Origin of the sequence: Pedobacter arcticus A12, assembly GCF_000302595.1 — a bacterium.
Classification (GTDB): domain Bacteria; phylum Bacteroidota; class Bacteroidia; order Sphingobacteriales; family Sphingobacteriaceae; genus Pseudopedobacter; species Pseudopedobacter arcticus.
In genome coordinates this window covers 330,813-353,854 of record NZ_JH947125.1, presented here as the reverse complement: position 1 = coordinate 353,854, position 23,042 = coordinate 330,813, and the positions used below count along the sequence as shown (strand labels likewise).

General features: G+C 37.4%; 16 protein-coding genes. 1 reads left to right on the top strand and 15 read right to left on the bottom strand.

Going from position 1 to position 23,042, the window contains the following annotated elements:
- Nucleotides 1-26: 26 nt before the first annotated feature.
- Complete coding sequence (locus tag B176_RS0102820) at nucleotides 27-242, bottom strand: hypothetical protein (RefSeq protein WP_017257260.1); 216 nt, start codon at nucleotides 240-242, stop codon at nucleotides 27-29.
- Between the two features lie 150 nt (nucleotides 243-392).
- Between B176_RS0102820 and B176_RS0102815 the strand changes: the two genes are divergently transcribed.
- Nucleotides 393-974 (top strand): porin family protein, encoded by a 582-nt coding sequence (locus B176_RS0102815; RefSeq protein WP_017257259.1) that lies wholly within the window; start codon nucleotides 393-395, stop codon nucleotides 972-974.
- Between the two features lie 396 nt (nucleotides 975-1,370).
- Here B176_RS0102815 and B176_RS0102805 read toward each other — a convergent pair whose 3' ends face one another.
- From B176_RS0102805 to B176_RS0102740, 14 genes are all read right to left on the bottom strand, one after another.
- Entirely contained in the window at nucleotides 1,371-2,615 is a 1,245-nt protein-coding gene (locus B176_RS0102805) for a murein hydrolase activator EnvC family protein (RefSeq protein WP_026063127.1), read from the bottom strand.
- Between the two features lie 19 nt (nucleotides 2,616-2,634).
- Nucleotides 2,635-3,423, bottom strand: coding sequence for a DUF4292 domain-containing protein (locus tag B176_RS0102800; RefSeq protein WP_017257256.1), 789 nt, complete (start codon nucleotides 3,421-3,423; stop codon nucleotides 2,635-2,637).
- Nucleotides 3,401-5,137 (bottom strand): tetratricopeptide repeat protein, encoded by a 1,737-nt coding sequence (locus B176_RS0102795; RefSeq protein WP_083852675.1) that lies wholly within the window; start codon nucleotides 5,135-5,137, stop codon nucleotides 3,401-3,403. Before B176_RS0102795 ends, B176_RS0102800 begins: the two co-directional genes overlap by 23 nt.
- A 6-nt stretch (nucleotides 5,138-5,143) precedes the next feature.
- Nucleotides 5,144-5,578: a dUTP diphosphatase gene (gene dut, locus B176_RS0102790; protein ID WP_017257254.1), complete on the bottom strand. Its 435-nt coding sequence runs from the start codon at nucleotides 5,576-5,578 to the stop codon at nucleotides 5,144-5,146.
- A 63-nt stretch (nucleotides 5,579-5,641) separates the two neighbouring features.
- Nucleotides 5,642-7,129, bottom strand: coding sequence for a lipopolysaccharide biosynthesis protein (locus B176_RS0102785; RefSeq protein WP_017257253.1), 1,488 nt, complete (start codon nucleotides 7,127-7,129; stop codon nucleotides 5,642-5,644).
- Nucleotide 7,130: 1 nt separating this feature from the next.
- Nucleotides 7,131-7,403 carry an acylphosphatase gene (locus B176_RS0102780; RefSeq protein WP_026063126.1) on the bottom strand — a complete coding sequence of 91 codons (273 nt, stop codon included), beginning with the start codon at nucleotides 7,401-7,403 and terminating at the stop codon, nucleotides 7,131-7,133.
- A gap of 75 nt (nucleotides 7,404-7,478) precedes the next feature.
- Nucleotides 7,479-8,423 carry an NAD(P)H-dependent flavin oxidoreductase gene (locus B176_RS0102775; protein WP_017257251.1) on the bottom strand — a complete coding sequence of 315 codons (945 nt, stop codon included), beginning with the start codon at nucleotides 8,421-8,423 and terminating at the stop codon, nucleotides 7,479-7,481.
- The gene (locus B176_RS0102770) at nucleotides 8,420-9,601 is read right to left on the bottom strand and encodes an amidohydrolase family protein (RefSeq protein WP_237739790.1); all 1,182 of its coding nucleotides are present in this window, start codon (nucleotides 9,599-9,601) and stop codon (nucleotides 8,420-8,422) included. Before B176_RS0102770 ends, B176_RS0102775 begins: the two co-directional genes overlap by 4 nt.
- Before the next feature lie 223 nt (nucleotides 9,602-9,824).
- Nucleotides 9,825-12,935 carry a glycoside hydrolase family 2 TIM barrel-domain containing protein gene (locus tag B176_RS0102765; RefSeq protein ID WP_026063125.1) on the bottom strand — a complete coding sequence of 1,037 codons (3,111 nt, stop codon included), beginning with the start codon at nucleotides 12,933-12,935 and terminating at the stop codon, nucleotides 9,825-9,827.
- Between the two features lie 45 nt (nucleotides 12,936-12,980).
- Complete coding sequence (locus B176_RS18880; RefSeq protein WP_017257248.1) at nucleotides 12,981-14,756, bottom strand: BAR domain-containing protein; 1,776 nt, start codon at nucleotides 14,754-14,756, stop codon at nucleotides 12,981-12,983.
- 24 nt (nucleotides 14,757-14,780) lie between these two features.
- On the bottom strand, nucleotides 14,781-17,471 hold the full coding sequence (locus B176_RS0102755) for an alpha-L-rhamnosidase (protein WP_040539943.1): 2,691 nt from the start codon (nucleotides 17,469-17,471) through the stop codon (nucleotides 14,781-14,783).
- 5 nt (nucleotides 17,472-17,476) lie between these two features.
- The gene (locus B176_RS0102750) at nucleotides 17,477-19,780 is read right to left on the bottom strand and encodes an alpha-L-rhamnosidase-related protein (protein ID WP_017257246.1); all 2,304 of its coding nucleotides are present in this window, start codon (nucleotides 19,778-19,780) and stop codon (nucleotides 17,477-17,479) included.
- Between the two features lie 25 nt (nucleotides 19,781-19,805).
- The gene (locus B176_RS0102745) at nucleotides 19,806-21,416 is read right to left on the bottom strand and encodes an FAD-dependent oxidoreductase (RefSeq protein ID WP_017257245.1); all 1,611 of its coding nucleotides are present in this window, start codon (nucleotides 21,414-21,416) and stop codon (nucleotides 19,806-19,808) included.
- A 161-nt stretch (nucleotides 21,417-21,577) separates the two neighbouring features.
- On the bottom strand, nucleotides 21,578-23,032 hold the full coding sequence (locus B176_RS0102740) for a RagB/SusD family nutrient uptake outer membrane protein (RefSeq protein WP_017257244.1): 1,455 nt from the start codon (nucleotides 23,030-23,032) through the stop codon (nucleotides 21,578-21,580).
- Nucleotides 23,033-23,042: the final 10 nt, after the last annotated feature.

Here is a 23,042-nt window from a genome sequence, read left to right as displayed (position 1 = left end):
GCGTTTCTTATCAAAAAAAATAATCCTTAAAGCCTGTTGTTCTCGATATTTAGCAAGCCTTTTTTAAGTGTAAAAACAACATACTCCCTTTTGCGTCTTAAGCGCAATTGCAGATGATTAATCAACTGTTCCTCTTGCCCTGCTTCAAAAGCTAAATCCTCATCGCTTAAGTGGTTGTACTTACGCTTAAGCTTGATCTTTAATCTGTCCCAGTCTGTATTGCTGATGCTAAGTTCTGCCATGATATGTGTTTGACACAAAAATAGCAATTGATTGGGAATTAGAAAATTTAACTGCTTAGTTTTAAGCCAATATTTAGCATATCGGCTGGAAATTAAAAAATCAGGAAATTAGTTTACCTTTTTTACGTTAAATCTAAAAATCAAACAATTATGAAAAAACTATTGATCATTACCTGTTTAGTGCTTCTAAGTTCTGTTGGAGCATTTGCACAGTTTAATCTAGGATTAAAAGCAGGTTTAAATTACACCACCATTAAAGCGCAAAATCACGAATTTGACGAGAACGGCGTTTTGGGCTATCAAGCTGGTGTATGGGCAAGAATTGGAAAAAGCTTTTACCTACAACCAGAAATCTATATCGGTACTAAAGGTTCTAAACTTGAATTCACAAGTGGTGGTAATACCGTAGATGTAAAACAAAAGTTCACCACTTTGGATGTTCCACTTTTATTAGGAACAAAATTTGGCACAGATAAACTAAACTTCAGAATTATGGCAGGTCCATCTTTTCAGTTTAATTTAGATGAAAGCAATAATGCCTTTAGCCAAGCTGTTGACCCTGATTTTTATAAATACAGAGATTATATAACCAATGCGCAAATTGGCGCTGGTGTAGATTTGGGCGATTTATCTGTTGACTTGCGTTATGAAACCAGCTTACAGGACATCAATAAAAACAACGGACAAAAACAAAACTTACTGCACTTAAGCGTTGGTTTTAAACTGTTTTAAACACTTATAGTTTATGACTTAAGGACTTATAACTCAATAAAAGAGGATGCTTTTGGCATCCTCTTTTATTTTTCACTGCTTTTAGTTCTAAAACCAATGGGGACTCTAGCGCATCTTCTTTTTCAATAAATTTACTCAAATAATTGAAAAGCAATTCTATCTTCTCATCCTGTTTACTCTTTAACACGCTCGAAAGCATCCGTAAAGCTTTTGGCAACTTTCTACGACCTCCTCAACTTTAATAGTATCAGAATTCCAAAAGTAGAGATTAACAGTAGCGACGATAAGGAAATAGTTTAAACAAAAAAAAGGATGCGAAACACATCCTTTTTACGAAACTCATTTAAGAGATTCTTTGTAAATCAGCATTCAGCTTTACGCCTTCTGCTTTTAGCGTTAATTAGGTGCCAACCAATATTTCGGATCTTGCTCGTCCTTAGATTTATAAATATGGAATTCTATTTCTGCTTGCCCATCTGCAGTACCAATCGACTGTTTTGTGCTTACTTTTTGTCCTTTCGACACACTTACAGAATTTAAATTTTTATACGCTGTAAAGTACTCACCATGCTGTATAATTACTACTGTTGAACCAACAATCTCGATAACCGTCGTTACTTTTCCTTCAAAAATAGATCTTACACTAGAACCGGGATTGGTTTTAATAGTCCAACCAGAAACATCCACTGTAACGTTTCCAATTTTCTTTGTACCCATGTACTCTGTAACAACACCATTTGCGACTGGCCAAGGCAATCTGCCACGATTACTTACAAAATCTGCAGATAATTTCGCAGCTTCTGGCGTGGAGTTTAAAATAGAACCCGTATTTGCTTTTGCTGTTGGCGCTTCGGTACCTGCGGCTTTGGCTCTAGCGGCCGCTGCTCTTGCCTCTTCTTCAGCTTTTTTCTTAGCTAAAGCAATTTCTCGATCAATAGCTTGCTTAATGGCTCTTTCTAATTGCTGGGCATCTCTTTTTTTCTTAGCTAAATCCTTTTTCAGTTGCTTTTCTTGTGATGTAAGTGAGCTTACAACCTTAGCTTGTTTATCCTGTGCAGTGCCTAAAGTGCTTTTCTCTTTTTGTTGATCGCCCAAAAGGTTATCTTTTTCCCTTTTATTTTTATTAAGTACAGCAATTTTATTTTGTAGCGATGACTGGGTGTCCTCGATATATTTCGCTTGTTTCTGGCGATATTCTCCAAATTGCTGTAGATACTTTAACCGCTTATAGGCTTGGTTAAAATCTTTAGCGGCAAAAATATACATCAGCTTACTGTATGAACCTTGGTTCTTTTGTGCGAAGCGAATCATAGCAGCATAATCTGATTTTAATTGCTTTAACTGCGATTGTAGCGACCTAACCTGTCCAACATTCTCGTTGATTTGTCCGTCTAGCAACCTTATTTCTGAATTGATGGTGTTTATTTTCTCTTCTCGTAACCTAATCTGAGTACGCAGTGCGTTCAACTGTTTCAGCGTACCTTTTTTCTCTGATGCAGTTTTGGATAAAGTAACATTGATCATCTCAATATCCTTGTTCAGCTGGGCTTTTCTTCTTTCCAGCTCAGACCGTGTTTGAGCAAACAGCTGAACACCAGAAAACAAAAACAGAATAAATAAGACAAATTTAAGATACTTCATTGCGGCAAAGGTATTTAATTTAGTCAATCACAGAAAATCTTTTAGAAACATTAAACGGAAAATCCACAGGTTCGTTCAATACCGTTTTATTATAATCCATATTTAGTTTGATGGACTGAGCACCCGCAACAGACTGGATATTGAGCTTTTTAGGAATTAAAACTGAACCAATGCTTTCAAATAAATCCACATTAACCATCAGGTTTTTTAATTCATCGGTAGTTTTTAAAGTTGTATAAGCCGGTTTCAAATCACTATTAAAATCAACGTGGTAAACAATTTCATCACTGTTACCATTAATTACCAAGCCTGTTTTCTCAACTGATAGCTCTCTTTTATTATTTAACGTAAAAGGAATACAGTTACCAACTAAAATTGCCTCCAACGTAGCGTAATCAATCTTTTCGTTACTATACTTCTGAACAAAACTAAAAGGTTTCTTTAGGTATTCGTTGTTGATTTTATCCATTACTTTAACGCTATCAGGCGTAATTAAAGCTCTGGCAACTTCTATTCCGGCAAAGTAAGTTACTGAAACCCAAATGCCCTCGCCTTTTTTAATTCTGATATTCATGGTAACATCATAAGATTTCCCTTTGATGCTTAAAGCGGTTGCCGCCCTTGTACTTAAGGTTTTAAAATCTGCTTGTTGCGCAATAACTTTTTTAAGATTAGCGCTGGCTTTTTCTTCCAGCTCAATCCCAGTATCTTTTGGGCTCGATGCTGTTAGTTTTTGTTTGCTTTTGCAGGATATCATCCCCAAGCAAAACATCAACACGTATAATTTAGTCAAAATACTTTTTCTCATTTATTTTTTTCTTTAACAACGGATTGTCGGTATCTATCTTTAACGATTTATTCCAGTTTTCTAACGCTTGGCCAGTATCGCCCAACTTATAAAAAATATCGCCCAGATGCTCAAACTGAACTGCACTGTTTGGGTTGTTTAAAATCGCTTTTTGCATCCAATCTCTAGCTTCTTTGTACTTTTCAAGCTTAAACAATATCCAAGCATACGTATCCTGAAATGAGGCGTTTTCCTTTTCTAGCTGATTAGATTTAACAGACATTTTTTCTGCTTTCTGTAAATCCTCATCTCTTAACGACAGGTAATACGCATAATTGTTTAACGTATAGCTATTATTTGGATCTAAAGCCAATGCCTGCTCATACGCCACTACAGATTCTTTATACTTTTTCTCCCCTTGATAGGCATCACCAAGGCTACTATAAATCTGTGTCTTCAGCTCTTTATTATCAATATCATAAGCTAAAGTATTGTTTAAATAAGTAATGGCTTTTGCGTAGTTTTTCTCTATCAGGTAACCCATTCCCACATAAAAATAAAGGCTAAACTGGTTAGGGAAAAGTGTTAAAGCTTCTTCACCATCTTTAATCAGCGCTTTTGTATCGTTATCAAAAAGCTCAATCCGCAACAGTTGGTCCCAAATTACAAATACATTTTTATTGAGCGATAATGCTTTCTGATAAGCTAATTTAGCTCCTTTAAAATCCTGTTTCTGGTAAAGCACATCTCCGTAAAGGGAAAAAGGTTTTGGATCTGTTGGGTGCGCAATGGTAATGATCTGCGAAAGTTCTTCGGCCTTTGCAACTGCGGTTACATCTGGAAAAGCATCAAAATACTTGATGATAATTTTAACCTTTTGATCAATATTAAAACTTGGTTGCGCAAAGGCTACTTTAACCTCTTCGTAAGCTTCTGCTGGTCTTTTTTGTGAGTCTAAAATCTGCGCAATGGCCATCCTCGTAAACGGATTACTATCATCCAGTTGCTTTGCTTGTTGATATACTTTCAGGGCCTCTACAAGCATCTTATTTGCATAAAATAAATCACCTAAAAACAGGTAATACCTTACATCAGAAGGATTATTTTTGATCAGCTGTTCTAAATCGGCAACAGCCTTTTTAACATCTCCTTTTTTTAGGTAAATTCTTTGCCTACCCTGCAACACCGCATCAGTTAAACCTACCTTAAGCTCCAAATTATTGTACAGCGCCAAAGATTCATCCAAACTGCCCATCATAAAAAGTGCGTTTGCCTTATCAAAACCGTATTCTACTTTATCTGGCGCAATCTTGATCAGCTCGTTCAAAGCATAATCTAAAAGGTTATAATTTTGCTGTTGCTGATAGATATTGGCGATCAAAAGCCAGTACCATTCATTGTGGGTTTCTATGGTAACCGCTTTTTCGGCATAAATACGGGCGTTGGATAAATCGCCTTTTTTAAAATAAATCTGCCCTAATTCATAGTATGATGGGTGGTGTAGTGGATCTATTTTTACAGCTTGGTTAAAGCTCTCGATTGCTAAAACTTGGTTCTCTACCACTTTTTCTCGCAGACCGGAGTAATAAAGGTCTATTACTTTGTTGCTATCGGCCAAACTTAAATTGCTCCCCGATAAAATAATTAGCGGTTGATTTTTATTTTTTTTAGGTTGAGCGGAAACACCAATGCAAAACAGAGCCAATAACGCAGTAAAAATGCTTCGCAAGTTCATAGATTTTTATTTTACACCTGTATGTCCGTAGCCACCTGCGCCTCGCTGCGTATCAGAAAGTACTTCAACTTGTTGCCACTCGGCTTTCTCATGTTTGGCAATTACCATTTGTGCAATGCGGTCGCCATCGTTAATCGCAAAAATATCGTTAGACAAATTAACCAGCAAAACCTTTATTTCTCCACGGTAATCTGCATCAATTGTACCTGGAGAATTTACAATGCTAATCCCAAATTTATAGGCCAAACCACTTCTTGGTCGTATCTGCGCTTCGTAACCAATAGGTAACTCAATAAAAATTCCTGTGGCAATCAACTTGCGCTCCAAAGGTTTCAAGGTAATTTCTGCTGTAAGATCTGCTCTTAAATCCATTCCGGCAGAAGCCTCAGTCTCGTATCCAGGTAACTGATGTTTTGATTTATTGATGATATTTATTTTCATTGATTTTTTTCGATTTGATGTAACCGTTAAGCTTTACTCCCTTTGTATTACATTGATAAATTATCAAAAACTAGAAAGCATTTTTCTGAGTTGCAAACGTTCACGGTATAAAATTAACAATCCGTAGCTTATAAATAGTAAGTTACCTATGATTAAATCGCGTTTAAAATAAACAAAAGATAACCAAACTACCACAACGGATAACAGTAAGTAAAATACATTTTGTTTTAAATGATAGGGAATTGCATAATTTTTTTGACCGAGAATGTACGATAAAATCATCATACTGGTATAAGCAGTTAGCGAAACCCAAGCAGATGCCATGTAACCGTAATGAGGAATAAAAATGAGGTTTAAAACAATGGTTAAAGCCGCACCTACGCCAGAAATATACAAACCATACCTTGTTTGGTCTGATAGTTTATACCAGATGGAAAGGTTCATATAAATTCCTAAACTCACGTAGCCGAACAACAATACAGGCACCACATCTAACCCAACCCAATAAGCTTCATTCCTGATAAAATACTTTAAAATCTCAATATTGGCAACCAAACCCACAAAAATTAAGGTAATTACCAGCACAAAATAATTCATGATGGTAGCATAGGTTTGCTTGGCATTTGCATTTTTTGCGTGAGAGAAAAAGAAAGGTTCGGCACCTAGCCTAAACGCATTGATAAAAATACTTAGAAATATAGCCAGCTTACAACAAGCACCATAAATACCTACCTGCGCTTGACTAATAGAGGCAGGAAGCAACCGCCCTAAAAAAATCTTATCCAAGTTTTCGTTGACGATGAATGATAAATTGGCCACAAAAATGGGCAAACTATACAGCATCATTTCTGCTAAAAGTTTTTTATCTAGTTTAAACTGAAGTTTTGCCAATTCGGGGATAAGCATAACCAATGTGATTATACTGGCCACCAAATTGGATATAAAAACATAGCCCACCCATTTTTCTTTGTACCAACTTGCAAAAAAATCAGCACCAAAAAGTTGGTTGCTGATAATGTAAGGGATAACAAAAATGAAGATGAGGTTTAAGGAAATAAAAGTGAGGATGTTAACGAGTTTTAATAAGGAATATCTGCCAGGTTTACCATCGGCTCGTAACCTTGCAAAAGGCACCACACTTAAGGCATCGGTTACTAAAATCAAACTAAAAAGCTTAACGTATAAAACGTAATCTGCCAGTGGCGTGGTAGTAGCGTCTTTTAACCAAACCGCAATGGGCTGAACAAACAACAACGCGGTAAAAAGAAAAAGTGAACTGATAAAAGCAATCATCATAAATGTGTTGCTGTAGATCAATTCTTTTTGGCCTTCTCTTTTATTCAGGTACCTAAAAAAAGTAGTCTCCATCCCGAATGATAACAGCGCATTCAAAATAGATGCATAGCTGTACATCTCCGTAAAAATACCGTAAACCTTAACGGGATAAACTTTGGTGTAAATGGGTGTTAAAAAGAAGTTTAAAATGCGGGACGCAATGGTGCTAATTCCGTAGATAGCTGTTTGTCCGGCAAATTTTTTTATCGTTGACAAATTATTTTTTTAAGACTTCAAAATTACGATAGTTTTTTACTTCTATATCTTCAATCTTGGCGTCGGTAACGTTGGCATCATCGGGTCCAAACTTGCACCAGTCAATAAAATCATCCATAAAAAGCTGATTTCCTTCTGCATGGATTAAAACAGTTCCGTCTGCCTGATTTTTCACAAAGCCTTTCATTCCCAGCTGATCGGCCACGGCTTTGGTTGAAGCTCTAAAAAAAACACCTTGCACTCTTCCCGAAACGGTTATCTGTATTGCTTTCATTTTGTTATTCATTTAAAAGTGGAAGAACCAAAGTTTAAAAAAACATTAAGTTTTAAAAACAGAATCCTTTTAGCCCTAAAAATTTAAAGAAGCTATTCTTTGTTGTTCCACTAAGAATTCGTTCCAAATTTCCGTTAAAATTTCTGAAGCAGGTAAAATTTTATTAAAATTCGCTGCCACCTGCCCAATTTCTAGTTCGCCGTTCTGTAAATCACCTTCAAACATTCCAGCTTTCGCCCTACCCTTTCCCAATAATTTCAAAAGTTCTTCTTTGGTAGCGCCGTTTAAATCGGCCTGATGAATACCCTCGGCAAATTCGTTTTTCAGCAACCTAACCGGCATTAATTTTTTCATACTAAGCTTGGTATCGCCTTCTTGCGCATTTATAATTGCATTTTTAAAGGTTTGATGCGCCGATGATTCTAAAGAAGCAGCAAACCTACTCCCAATTTGCACCGCATCTGCCCCCAAGGCAAAAGCCGCCAACATGCTTTTGCCTGATGATATTCCACCTGCCGCAATTACAGGAATTTTAACCGAGTCTACAATTTTAGGAATTAAACATAGCGTGGTGGTCTCTTCTTTTCCGTTGTGCCCTCCTGCTTCAAAACCTTCTGCAACAATAGCATCTACGCCTGCTCCTACCGCTTTTAAAGCAAATTTGGTGTTTGCAATTACATGCACCACTTTAATTCCTGCAGCTTTTAATTTGCTGGTCCAAAGTGCTGGATTCCCAGCAGAGGTAAAAACAATCGGCACCTTTTCTTCCAGAATAATTTGGATATGATCTTCGATTGCTGGGTACATTAAGGGTAAGTTTACCGCGAATGGCTGTTGTGTGGCTTTTTTCAGTTTTTGAATATGCTGACGAAGAACATCAGGATACATAGAACCCGCACCTATAATTCCTAACCCGCCCGCGTTTGAAACTGCACTTGCCAGCTCCCAACCGCTACACCAAACCATCCCGGCCTGGATAATCGGATATCTTATTCCAAAAAGTGAGCAAATTCGGTTCATATCAGTTTTGTAATTTTTGTGTTCTCTCCAATCAAACCGTGGTCCAAATCAGTCAATAAATTTAAACCCGGTTTTTTGCCCACAGCAATGCTTCCCAAATCAGCATCAAAACCCAAAAATTTTGCACCATTTATACAGGCCCATTTCAAAAGTTCGTTGAGTGGCAAGTTTAGGATGTTTTTCTGCAATATTTTCATCTCATCCAAAATCGACAAAGTGTGGTTGGATGCCAAACTATCTGTACCAATGGTAATTGGCAATTCGGAATGCTTAAAAAACTCATACGCTGGCAACTTATCTTCAATGTAAAGGTTCGCATTGGGACAAAAACACCAATAAATATTTTTCTCAAACCTTTTAGTGAAATACACATCTTTTAAGCAAGTGTAGGTATTATGCACCAGCAGAATATTCTGATTCTTGGGCATAAACGGCAAAATGGCCTGCAAAGAACTTTTTGACTGTGAGGTAAAAGTCTCTGTATTGATATTTAAATCTTTATAGAACTGCAAAAACGGACCCGATCGGGTTTTGTAAAGCTCATCTTCCTCATCACATTCTTGGTTATGTATCGTAATTTTATTATCGAAACCTTTGCAATAGTCTTTCAGCTGCTTCACCAATTCCTTAGAGATGGAATACGGAGCATGAACGGTTATAGAAACAGGTGTTTGAAAAGCGTCTTTTTTAATGATGGCATCCGCTAAAATCTCTTTGGCTTTGTTGGCATCAAAACCTAGCATTTCTATAAATGTATGGTAGCGGATTTCACTTTTTGATTTGAGATCAGCAGAAATAGTTTGGTTTGAAATATCGCCCACAGCTACAATACCAGCATCCCACATGGCTTGGTCTTGCTTTTCCATAGCTGCTATAATTTCTTTTTCAGATGAATTTCTTGTAAAAATTACTTCTTTAATGAAATTAATTAAACCGGTTTTCTGTTTGATTTTTTGATGTAGATGCGAAAGCTCTAAATGGCAATGTGCATTTATAAAACCAGGAACGATTACGCCTTTATACCGCTCGATATTTGGATCAAAAGCTACTTTTTCTTCCGTAACATTAAGTATTCTCCCATTGTCATCTGTAATTAAAATGCCACGTGGAATGGCTTTGCCTTCTAGGGTATATATTAAATCCGCACTAAACTTTCGCATAAATAATTCGATTTTCAATTAAATTATTAATCGATTTTCAATGTAAGTGGAAATTATTGGAAATTCAAATTTTTGATAAGATTGGTCACTATACTGTTCTCACTATATTGATGGGAATTTGGGATGTAGATAATAACTTCCCGCCCCTAGATCTTAACCAGGCAAAGACGTATATAAATGCTCTTAAAACGCAAACTAACTGCATCCGCAAAATAACTGTTCAAAATCACTCACGTCTTTATCAAAACGGAGTGATTTTAAAAGTGTACTCGTAATTTTTAGCCGGCAATAAATAAGATTTTAAAGGTAATTCGCCCCAACTGTTTGTGCCTGCTAAACCCATTTGCTTAAAGTCAATGTTCAGCTGAGTTTGCTTGCGTGGTTTTATATCGCCGGCATGGCGTTGATCTTTTTCATCTCCATCATCCAAATCTTCTTGAAAATAATGCAGCGCACTCATACTTAAAAACTCGTTGGATTCAACACGTATCCCTTTCCCTTTTTTGTTAAAAACAGTAAACCAACGAATATCCGTTTTATTACCAGTTTCTTGTGGACGTATGTAAGGATAATACTGTTGTGCTACTGACTGTTTGTAAATACCAACGGGAGCACTATAGTTTCTGTCTGAATAGTTTTCATTTGGGCCTCTACCAAAGTAGTGGATATCATCAAAACCTTGCCGAAGAATAAGTTTCATCCCGAATCTGGGTAACATAGCTACAGTTTGCGTTGTATCTAAGAGTAATTTTTGATTGACAATTAGTTCGCCTGCACTATTCACTTTATAAGTAACTGCTAATTTTGCAGAGGTTTCTTTCAAATCGTAAAGCACATTTACGATAATAATGTCGCTTCCAAGTTTAGCGCTGATGGTAGGTTTTGCAAATTTCTCAGAAACCGTTTTCCAAGCTTTAAGTTTTATCTGGAGATTAGCGCCCATATCATTATCGGTTGGTGCTCTCCAAAAGTTCGGGCGTAGGCTAAATCCTTCCTCAATAATATTTGTTCCGTTTACCTGATATTTCTCTAACAAACCACTGTTCTTGTTAAAACTGAGATTAGCGTTTTTGGAGTTGATTTGATAGCTATTTTCATCTTCACTAAGCGAAACTTTTGCAATCGAATTTATAGCTATCGCGTTTGTGTAAATCCCTTTGATTAGCAATTGCTCTTCTGCTACAACGTGATTAACGGCAAGCATTTCCGTCGATTTTTTTTGCTGAAAAACCACATTTAGATGGATTTCCCCATCTTTTGGTAAAGCCTTAATTGGTAATTTAAGCTGAGTTTTTTGTTGCGAACCAACATTTAAATTTTCGACACTCCCTTTCTGTACTGGCTTTCCGTTTTGTAAAACTTCCCAAATTAATTTCACATCATCTAGGTTTTTGAAAAAGTTTTCGTTGTAAATTTCAATGGTATTGTTGCCTTTCCAAGTAGTATGGATATTCTGATAAACTTTCTTCACCTCCCAAGTATGTGGGTTTGGTGTTCTATCCGGATAAAACAAACCGTTACTTAAAAAGTTATTATCGGTAGGGAGGTTTTTTGGTCCATAATCGCCTCCGTAAGTGTAAATCGAATCTCCCTCATTAGTAATCTTCAAAAGATTTTGATCCATAAAATCCCAAATAAAACCGCCCTGAAAAGCATGCTGGTTCTCTCTGATCAAATCCCAATATTCCTTAAAATTACCTAAAGAATTTCCCATGGCATGCGCATACTCGCACATGATAAAAGGGTGTTCAGGATTTTTATTTTTCGCGTAATTAGCCATATTTTCAATGGTTGGATACATGGGTGCGATAATATCCGTATTCCATTGTGATGCAAATGTTCTATGGTTTGCTACCGCCTGCTCGTACTGGATGGGTCTTGTTTTATCCCGGTCTTTTAACCATAAGTAGCACTCGTACATATTATATCCGTTACCAGCCTCGTTTCCCAAACTCCAGGTAATTATCGAAGTCACGTTTTTGTCCCGCTCGTACATTCGCTTTAATCTTAGCAAATGGGCGTCTTTCCAAGATGGCTTGTTAGCCAATGTTCGGGTAATATCATAACCGAGTCCGTGTGATTCGATATTTGCTTCATCAACTACGTAAATCCCATATTCATCACACAGCTGATACCAATATTCGTCATTTGGGTAGTGCGAAGTTCTTACTGCGTTGATGTTAAATTCTTTCATCAATTTGATATCTGCTAGCATGGCTTCTTTTGAAACAGCCTGACCGGTTATCCGATCGGTTTCATGGCGGTTTACTCCTTTAACTAAGATTGCTTGACCGTTTACATAGAATTTGCCGTTCTTGATCTCTACCTTTTTAAAACCGATGCGATAGGGAATAACTTCTAAAATTTTTCCATTTATGTCTTCAAGTTTGATGATTACATTGTACAAGTTTGGTGTCTCGGCCGACCAAAGCTTAGGGCTTTTAACTTTTAGGTCGAGCTGTTTAAAATTTACTCTTCCAAATGTGGTTTCTCCTTTTGCCAATACTTGCTTTCCATCGTTTAGTTCGATAGTAGCTTTTACGCCGGAAGAAGCTTTATTCAGGTTGATTTTTGCGCTGAGCACCGCATCTTTGTAAAATAAATCTAGTTTAGGATTTAACTCTAAGTCCACGATATGTGTGGCGTTTCTGGCAACCAAATAGCAATCGCGGGTTATTCCGCTCAATCGCCAAAAATCCTGACCTTCTAAATAAGTGGCATCACTCCAACGCATTACTTTTAAAGCGATTAAGTTTGTCCCAGTTTTCACAAACGATGTTAAGTCAAACTCCGAAGGCAATTTGCTATCTTCTCCATAACCCACATATTTACCGTTTACCCAAACCTGTACATTAGACTTTACCGCACCCAAATGCAGTATAATTTGTTTGCCATCCCACTTACTATCGATGGTAATTTGTTTCCTGTAAATTGCCGTTGGATTATTTTGCATCGGCACTATTGGCGGAGTAAGGTTGGTTTTTTCCTCATTCTCAAACTCGTAACCTCTATTCACATAAATAGGGTAGCCGTAGCCATTTAATTCCCAATTACTGGGCACTTTAATCACGTCCCAGTTTTTATCGTCAAGAGCTGTTTGCATAAAATCTTTAGGTAAACTCGCAGGGTTCTCGGACCAATTGAATTTCCAGTCGCCATTTAAGCTTTTATAGTTAGCTGATGTTTTCCAATCATTTTCGATTGCTTTTTCTAGATTTTCAAAAACGTAAAACGATGCATGCATCGGCAATCTGTTCTCCTCACTCTTACCCTCATCTAACCAAAAAGGTTGTTGTGCGCTTATTGGATCAACAAATAACAATAGTATAACGACTGTGAAAAGAGTTCTCATTTAAAAAATTTTATTAGAATATTAATTGTGTTTCTCGAGAATATGCTAGTTCCCTGAATTAACAATTGCCCGATATTTATTTACGGAAGAATCCATTCCTTTTTCATCATGATACGTTGGCGGGTTGTAACGCCAAGCATAAGGTTTGTACAATGTTGCACTTGATGGATTTTCATCTTTTAACAATCGATAGTTTTTCCATGCTTGATCATACTTTGCAATTGATTTTTTGATTTTTTGTGTGTCGTATTTTCCGGTTTGGTCGCCGATGTAACCTAAAGCCATCACTTTCCAGCCTTCAGCTACAATTTCTTGCAAAAGGAAACCATATTTTGAAGAAACCCTGATGTAGTTCTGGTCGTCTTTGTTTTCCATCTTAACCTTTTTGCTCAGCTTTAGCATCCGCTTACTCAAGTCTAAAGCCTGATATTTTTCTTCCACGGCACTCATCAAATTCCCTTCATCGTACCATTTTTTGAAGGCGCTCTTTAACATTCCTTCTTGTTCAAACTTTCCATCTTCTTTTTTTTCTGAAGGATAAATTCCATCTAAAAACTCATCTCTTTTCCAGCCTACCCAAGCTTTTTCAAAAGGAAGTTTTGCGCTGTAATAGCCACGTAAAACCGCTTTCGGACTTAACAGACAAAGTTCCCGGAAAGCTTTACGCGAAGACTTTTTTATTTTTTGTTCATCCATAAAAGCATTAAAGATTTCCTCTTCGCTTAAGTCAGTATTTTGTGCCCAATGACTAACCACATAAGTATTTAGTTTAATCCAAAATTCATTGCTAATATACGGACCAACCCAGCCACCGCCTCTGCTCCAAGTCCAAACACCTTTAAACTGAGGTAAGTTTTTAATATCGTTAAGTGATTGATAGCCTTTCTGCGGTTTAATAGTTTTGTATTCTTCAAAACCGTTGATTACACTTTCTGCAACGTAATTTGGGAAAGCTCCTTTGCCTTCATATTCTCGTTGGCACTGCACTTCTATAATTTGAGGATGTTGCCCTAAACCGATGGTAGGATTAAAATCAAACGTTCTAAAATAATCGCCAAGCGTATGTTTGATGCTGAAAATTAAGTTTGGATGCTTTTCAATATTTTTGGCAACTTCCTCATAATAATCTGGGTTATCATGCAATCCGCCGAAAGACCACGTTCTGTAAAAAACTTTTTTGTTGTACTTTTCGCACACTACCTCTTTTAATAAATTCAAGAGTTTAATGTGACTTTGCGCTGCGTTTGTTATCGGGTTATTGCCCGTGTGATAAGGAACATTATTCAAATAAGTTTCGCCTGTACGGATAACCAAGCCATCCAAATCCGGAAATTCTTCGAAAATTGCATTCAGCATTGCTCGATGGATTTCTATCGTTTTTGGACGTTCAAAAGATATCCGTCCCTTTTCGTCACAAATCTCATCGCGGTATAGCTCCACCAGCTTTTTTGGTAAAACAATAATATCCGTGAAATAATAGACCTTAATTCCAGCATCGTGACCTTCTTTAATACGTTGATGGATATTTTTTGCCGCATCTAATACCCACTTTCTTTCCACTGAACCTCCAGGAAAAATTCTTTTATCAAAACTATCATAAGTAATAGCTGCGTGTACAAACGTAAAATCGTTAACTACCATGCCGTCAAAGCCTTGTTTTTCCAAGTAGGTTGGGTCATTATAAACGGTTTTGGTTAAAGGTTCTCCGGGATTATTGTGAACCATGTCCAAAATAAAATCTGCCCGATTTTGCGAAAACGTAGCATCGCAGAAAAAGAAAATGACTGCTATTATTAAACTTAAACTCTTACTGAACTTCATTAAAACATGTTTAGTTTGTGAAATTTATCTCGTGATTTTGAACTTATAAACGCCAGCCTCCAAATTGATTTCATTGGCTTTTTGCGACTTGCCATTTAAATATATTTTTTGGTTTTTAACGGCATCAAAACTTACGGTAGCAGTGCTGTTTGGCGGAATAGTTAAGTTGTAACTAATTGCCTTTTTTGATTTTTCCCACGAAGAAATGATCGTTCCGTAAGGCGATTCATGACTTGCTGAAAATTTATTCAATCCTTCCACGAAATGCGGATTTATCAATACATTTTTAAAACCTGGAGATTGCGGATCTACCTTTATTCCGCCTAGTGCTTTATAAACCCATGCACCAATTTCGCCAAACATGATATGGTTCAAGGAAATATCTCTAGGTGCATCAATGTTCCAGTTTTCGTATAAAGTAGTTGCGCCATTTACAATCCACCATCCCCAAGAAGGGTAAGTTTCCTGAGAAGCGATTTTGTAAGCGGCATCCGCATAGCCGTTTTCGCTTAACGCATTTAAAATAGTTTTGGTTCCTAATAAACCCACGTCTAATTTGAAACCATCTGCTTCTACTTTTTTAAATAGATTTTCGGCAACCTTAGTTTGATACTCGGTTGGCACTAAACCCCAAAATAAAGGAGCGCTCAATTCTGTTTGTGTTCCACTGGCGTACATTCCAGTAGTTTTATTCAGATATCTTTTGTTAATAGCATCCTTGATTTTAGAAGCTAGCGCCGTATATTTTTGATAATCCGCATCTTTATTCAGCAGTTTTGCAGTTTTGGCCAAAATGGTGGCATCAACAAAAAAGTAAATAGACGAAGTAAGTTCTACCGAAGATTTTGTTTTAACAGGAACCCAATCGCCCAAACCCCAAGTCGTTAAACCGTTCGGACTAATTTCATCGAGATGATCTACGTAAAGTTTAATGTTTTTGTAGTTGTCTGAAAGTATGGTGGTATCGCCGTAAAACAAATAAATATTCCACGGAATAATGGCGATGGTGCTTGTCCAATCTGGTCCGTTTGCCCACTCATAACCCCAACCGCCCGTAGGAATGATAGCTGGCAAAACTCCATTTGGCTGTTGCTCATCGCGATGGTCGGCCAACCATTTTTCGTAAATGGTAATTCCGTCAAAATTGTAAAGGCCAGTTTCTATCGCAATATGTGCATCTCCTGTCCAACCGTTTTTTTCACGCTGAGGGCAATCTGTTGGATAGCCAAATAAGTTTGCCAAGTAAGAACTATTGGTGGCTTCCCAAATTTTATCAAGGGTTTGGTTTGACGAACTCACTTTTCCACTAGCGGGCACATCACTATGCATAAAATAAGCGGTTAAGCTTTGTTCGGTCAAGGTAATTGGCTGGCTACTAGTAACTTCCACATACTGAAATCCTTTGTAGTTGAAACGGGGCATAAAAGTTTCTTCGCCATTGCCACTTAATATAAAAATATCCGTTTGAAATGGGTCTTTATCATCCGTTGGGCGGAAGTGATAATCGATATTGGATAAATCTACCTTCCCATTTTTTAGTAACCGTTCGCCATGTTTCAAACGAATAACGGTCCCTCTTTCGCCTTTAACTTTTAGTTTAGAAACTCCTGAAATATTTTTAGCCAGACTGAAAACATAAGTGCTATCGTTAAATTTTCGAACCTTGGCTTTAAGCTCTTCTACCTGGCGAATAGGATGGAGCATTTGCGAAACAATATTTTGTGACGGAGCCGAGCGAAATATGGCGCTTTTCCATTTTTTATCATCAAAACCAGGTTTATCCCAATTGGCTTGTTCTAACCTTGCATCGTAATGTTCTGCAGTGTAAATGCTGTTGAAAATAACCGGACTTAATGCTGTTTTCCAATTTCTATCGGTAGAAATTACTTCAACCGAACCATCTTCATAAGTGATTCTGGTATCCATACAAAACGTCGGGCGATTCCTCCATGGCGCTTTTTCAAAAAACCAGACCGCTGTAGATTGGTGGTTGTACCAGCCATTTCCTAAAAGGACGCCTAAAACATTTTCTCCGTTTTTAAGATGCTTGGTAACATCGTAAGAAACATAAAGATTTCTTCTATCGAATCGGGTATAAATTGGGTCTAAGCTATGGTCACTAACTTTCTCGCCGTTAATGGTTAATTCGTACAAACCAGCGACAGCAATATAAGCTCTGGCCGATTTTATTTTTTTCGCTTCCGCTGATTTAAATGCTTTTCTGAAATAAGGAGCAGGTTTTAGGTTAACATCGTGAACATCAGAAATCCAAGTGCCTTGCCAGTTAGACATGCTTTTCATTCCAGTTTCAAACTTGCTGATGGCGACGTCTTCTAGTTTATTTCCATCTTTATCCCAAATATCAACTCTCCAAAAATAAACTGTAAATGGAGCGAGCTCTTTGCCGTTATATTTTATCAATTGATGATCCGAGTTAATTTTAGAGCTGTTCCAATGTGTGCCTTTTCCGTTTGCAACTTCGGTAGAATCGGTGCCAACAAAAATTTGATAGGCGGTTTGTTTAGCGCCAATTCGGTCATCACTCATTTGCCAGGTTAACCTCGGATGCGATACATCAACACCTATCGGATTAACTAAATACTCACACCTCATTTTAACAATGGTCGCGTTTGGTTTTGCCAATACCGCGACAGGTAAAATGAAGTAAACTAAACCCAATAAATAAACTATTGATTTGATTTTTATAGAACCCATTAATTTTATTTTTTGATTGCTTTTATATCCCATTTCCCCTCCGTTACCTTAAATTTTAAATCGCTTTCTGTTTCTTGATTGTTTTGTGTCGTGTATTTGCCGTCCTCAAAAACTGTTTCACCATTGATGATTACCTTTTTATAATCGTTAGGAAGAACAATCGTTGCTGACGAAGAAGCTGGCACTAAAGCATGTAACTTAAGTTTTCTCTTTTTATTGACAAAAGAGGTTTCAATGTTGCCGATTACCGATGGTACTGTTGCAGAAGCAGATTTCACAGTACCGAATTGTGGTTTAATTTGAAATTGCTTATAACCTGGCGTCAATGGCGAAACCCCACACAAATATTGAGAAAGTACGACTAATCCACCACCACTCCACGAATGGTTTATGGTTCCTCCGCCGTATTTTGGGTCGTTGAAATTCCAGCCTTCCCAAAGTGTGGTAAAATATTTATTGTTTACCATTTTGCCGAAACGCTTTTTCTGTCGTTCCAAAGCAAAATCAGGTTCGTCCATCAAAAAAAGCGCTTCCATCACATACTTTTCCATATACGGACTGGCGTGTTCTTCCTCTTTCAGAACTTCTAAAATAGCACTGAATTTATCTTTGTCTGCTATGCCAGCAACTACCGCTAAAGCTTGCACACGGTCGTCTGTTTTGCCTTTATAATCTAGGCCTCGGTAAGAAACTCCGTTCCAAAATTTTTGATTAAAAGCTTTTTTAAAAGTTTCCATTTGCGTGGAATATTGTTCTACATCTGATATTTTCCCTAAAGCTTCTGCGGAGTTTTGCATTCCTTTTAAAGCTAGGTAATAGAACGAATGGAAAATCAGCTGGATGTCTTTTTCATCACCCCAATCGCCCCAAGTCCAATCGCCAGCTCTAAATTTCACTAAGCCCTTGCCGTCCGACTCCCATAAATTGAGATATTTTTTTGCGGGTTCGTAAGCATGTTTTAGGGTTTCGATATCACCTGTATATAGGTAATAATTCCAAAGTCCGTAATAGCCTATGGTAGCTAAACATTGGTCTGGCAGTTCTTTATTCCAGTTTCCTGCGGGTACAGGAGAAAATAACGCTCCATTTGGTTTTTGCCAATCTACCATTTCGTACAGCCATTTTTTTGATAGCTGATAGCTGGAAGGCGATAAAGAGTAAAATGCTTGCGCAGATTGATTTACCGCATCGCCTGTCCATTGCGCCCTTTCTCTGTCCGGACAATCCATATAGGTGTCTCTCATGTTGAGGTACAAAGTTCTGCGGGCTTTCTTCCAAAACTCATTTAAAAAATCATCACTGCTATGGAAAGCACCTGCAAATTCGGTATCGTAACTGGTCTCTCGGTAATAAAGGTCGAGTACTTTTACTCCTTTTGGAACGACGTAATAAACTTGATGTCCATTCAACCAGCCCAAACTTTCATATTCTTGAACACCTTTTTTTGTGATGTACTCCGATTTTAAATAAGTATCGCCACCGTTATAAGTGAGGTAATTATCCGTAAAAACGGTTAAAAGCATTCCTGCTTCTGGGGCATCTATTTTTAATAGAGGAGTGATTTGCGCATTATAAGGTAATTTACAAATGATGGTGTCCACCGAATTACCTAATTTTATTATTCGTTTACCGATGTATTTTTTAAAGCCGTGGTCTTTAAACAAAGGAATAGGTCGCAAAACTAAATTGTTCCAAGGTTTGGTGGTAGCTTCTCCTAGTTGTATGGCTTTCTCCATTTTCACAGAGGAATCTGAGTACCAATCAGCCAGTTCCTTTCTAGCATCATATAAAATACTCGATTCGGGCAATCGGTAATTTGGAAAAGGTTTAGAAGCTGTAGCATACGCTTTTAAAACTTCAACATCCCAATTGCTATCACTGTAAAGAGTCAAGGCATCAATTTTAGCATCAAAAAACAATCCCGCTTTTCCACTACTGTTATGCGAAAAACCTTGTTTGCCGAAGTACCAAACTTTTAAAGCGATAATATTTTCGCCTGCTTTAAGCCATTTGGTAATGTCAACTTCATCATAATAGGTGTCGGTTGGGTTCGGACCTCTTTTTAACCCTCCTTCAAAAACAGCCATTTCTCCGTTAATGAACAACCAATATTTACTGTCGACTGCAATCTTCGCAATAGCTTTAATTGGTTTCTTTTTGAGCTGTACCACTTTTCTAAAAGCAAGCCAAGTATGGGCGCTTTCCGCCACTTCGGGACTGCTTATCCACTGCGCTCTCTCGCTTTGCGAAAAAGTAGATTCAGCGGAAAATATCCACACAGAAAACAGAAGAAAAATAAGTTTTTTCATTTGGTAAATTTAACCTAAGAGGTGATTATTGCTTAGGCAATGTTGGCAATTCTAAAACCTGCTTTTGTGCTTTCAATCGTTTCGCCAAATTGGAATAATCTAAACTTTGAACCGCTTTATTCTCTTCTATGGCCATTGATGCGGCAATACCAGCACTCTGTCCTAACACAATCCAAGTGGGTTCTACCCTTATTGAACTGAAAGCGACATGACTTGCAGACAAACTAACTGGAACGAGTAGATTGGTACATTCGTCAATTTTCGGTGTAATTGCTCTGTAAGGAATTTGGTGTGGTTGCCCAATATAACGTCCTTTAACGTGAGCAGGAAATATGGTTCCTTCGTTGATAAAACCGCCATCCGCTGTCGCTATTCTTTGGCAATCGTGTGAATCTATCGGGAAAGAACTGATCCCTATTGGATCATTTTTTTCAACAGTTTCTAAAATATCTTTTTGGGTTAAAAAGTAAGCCCCTTTCATTCTTCTGCCTTCTCTAACATATAACACTGGTGGAAAATGGTTAGAGTTTGCAAACTCATCTTTAGCATAACCTAAAGTTGCCATTTGTTTTTGGATAGCTTCCGGCAAGCTTTTATCAGTTTGCAAAAAGTATAATAAACCTTCGGTGAAGTTTCTGTGTGCATCCCAAATTTTCTGACGCTCTTTTGGTTTTGCTTCTGGGTATTTATAATTTTCGCCAACTAAACCAGAGGAAAGCTGTAAAGAAATTCCGTTGTTGCCATCGAATTTTTTATTTGGAAGAGGGTAGAAGTCGATAGGTGTTCTTACAGTAGGATTTGCTTTATAGTAGTCTTTGAAAATTTTAAAATCTTCTGGATTGTAATTCACCGGTTTAGTAAATGGAACTTGATTTTCAGGATCAGAAGACAAGCATAAACGGTAACTATAAGTCATAATTCTTTTATCTCCGCTTCCTTCTGGACTTAAATTTTTACTGTTCATAAAAGGTAAAAGCTTGCCTTTGCTATCGGTTGCTTTTAGGTTTACTTTATCTTTTGGATAGCGAGCACCACCCAAAGATTCGTTAAATTCACTCCTTGCTTCCCTCCCAACAACGTAGCTAACGCCTGCCGCATCTAACAAATCACCCTCATAACTTGCATCTATAAAAACTTTGGCAGTGAATTTTCTACCTGAGTACATTTTAATAGACTCAATTTTGGAATCTTTCTTCTTTGCAGATTTTATAGTTTCATTTAGAATATATGAAACACCTTCTTCTCTTAGCATATCCAAAAAAACCTGCTCTGCCACATGAGGCTCGTACATCCATTTTCGGTTGTCTTTTACAGATACATCGTAAGGCAATTTAATTCCTTTATTTTTATATATTTTTTCAATACGTAAGTGGATTTCTTCAAAAATCCCTCCCAATGATTCTCTGGCAGTTTGGTTAGAATCACTAAAAGAAAGTCCACCGCTCATCATTCCGCCAACAATGTTCAAAGGCTCAATAATAACAACTTTTTTACCCTCACGAGCTGCAGCAACAGCTGCCGCTATTCCGGACGGTGTAGCACCGTAAACTATAATTTCATAATCATTGGTATCGGCTTTAATTATCGTTGTCGCAAAAAGGAGGATAATAGTCAGGATGTTTCTTGCTACTTTCATTTGTATAACGTTTATGATTTTGAGGCTTTGCTAACAGAATTTAGCATTGATGCTTCAATTAGAGAATTCGTTTTTTAAGGCTTGTGGTTTTAACAAAGATCTCATGTTTTAAATCGCTCTTCATTAAAAGAGCGATTTAAAACATGAAACTTTGTTGAGTATTAATATCCGGGATTTTGGTCTGTAGCCGGATCTAAAGCATCGTTATAGTCAATTTCCCCTGTTGGGATTGGCCATAAAAGGTGCTTTGGAGCTACTGTTTTACCTTTATTTGCTAAAACAAGTTGGTCAACCTTGCCAGTTCTTTTCAACTCTAACCAGCGCTTTCCTTCAAAAGCAAATTCATATACCCGTTCTTTCATCACCAAATCGAGAAACGGCGTGGTGGCGTAATCTGCAGCAGTGTAATCTACAACAGAAGGTAAAGCCGGATCATAACCATATCCTCTTCTTTTTACTTTGTTAAGTGCTTCTAAAGCTGCTGGACTTACCAAAGTTTCTGCTCTGCTCGCAGCTTCTGCATAAATCAATAAAACCTCGGCGTAACGGTAAATTGGATTATCATTACCTGCAGTCCGGTTGGTTGTAGCCAATTTATCACTAAACTTAGCACATACCAATGTATTTGCGCCTAAACCGAAATCAATGTTATCATACAATGATTTTCTGATATCGCTTGCATTCCAATTCATGAAAATAGGATTAGTTTTGTTACCGTGAACCGCATAAGCGCCAGGGAAACCAAATAACCCTGACTTGGTATGGTTTACAATAAATAAGAAATAATTGCCCTCATTAGCTATCCTTGAATATTTGAAGTAGAAAATTTCCTCTGAACTTTTATTAACGGTTGGGCCGTAAATGTTATTCTGAAAATCTGCCTTGTTTGCTACTTTAATTAACGAATACTTATTGGAAAGAATTACCTCGTTAGCTTTTGCTGCCGCTTCTGGATATTTTGCCATTTGCAAATAAACATCTGCTAAAACCGATTTCGCCGACCAAATAGTGGGCCTTCCTGAAATTGTTGAAGCTCCCTTGTCTTTTAAATTTGCTTCAGCAAAAATCAAATCATCAACAATAAATGTGTAAATATCTGCAGTACTGCTTTTTTCCAAGTCTCTCTGCTCCATATTCAATTCAGTACGCAACGGTACAGATCCCCAGTTTCTAACCAATTGGAAATAAGCGAAAGCTCTTAAAAATCTAGCCTCTCCTTTATAAACATCAAATTCGGGTCCATCGGGAGAATTAGCTAAAACTAGGTTAGCATTTCTTATGGCTTCGTAAAAGCCATTCCAAAATGGAACAACTCTATTGATGTTTGTATCGTTAAATCCTTGGTATAAACTGAGGTTTTCCCAACTACCTCTACCATATAGAAAATCGGAATTACACTCCAATGTGGCCACATATTCTGCCATTTGCTTCCTTATTGGTGGGTAAATGCCATTAACCGCCGATTCAACTTCTTGAGGCGTATTGTAGAATACTTCTACCGCTATCGATTTTGGCTTTTCTTCTAGCAGATCATTACATGATGTGCAAAACACTGCTAAAACTAACATGCAAATAGCTGTTAGTTTAGGATGTATATTTATTCTTAGCTTTCTCATTTTTTAATTT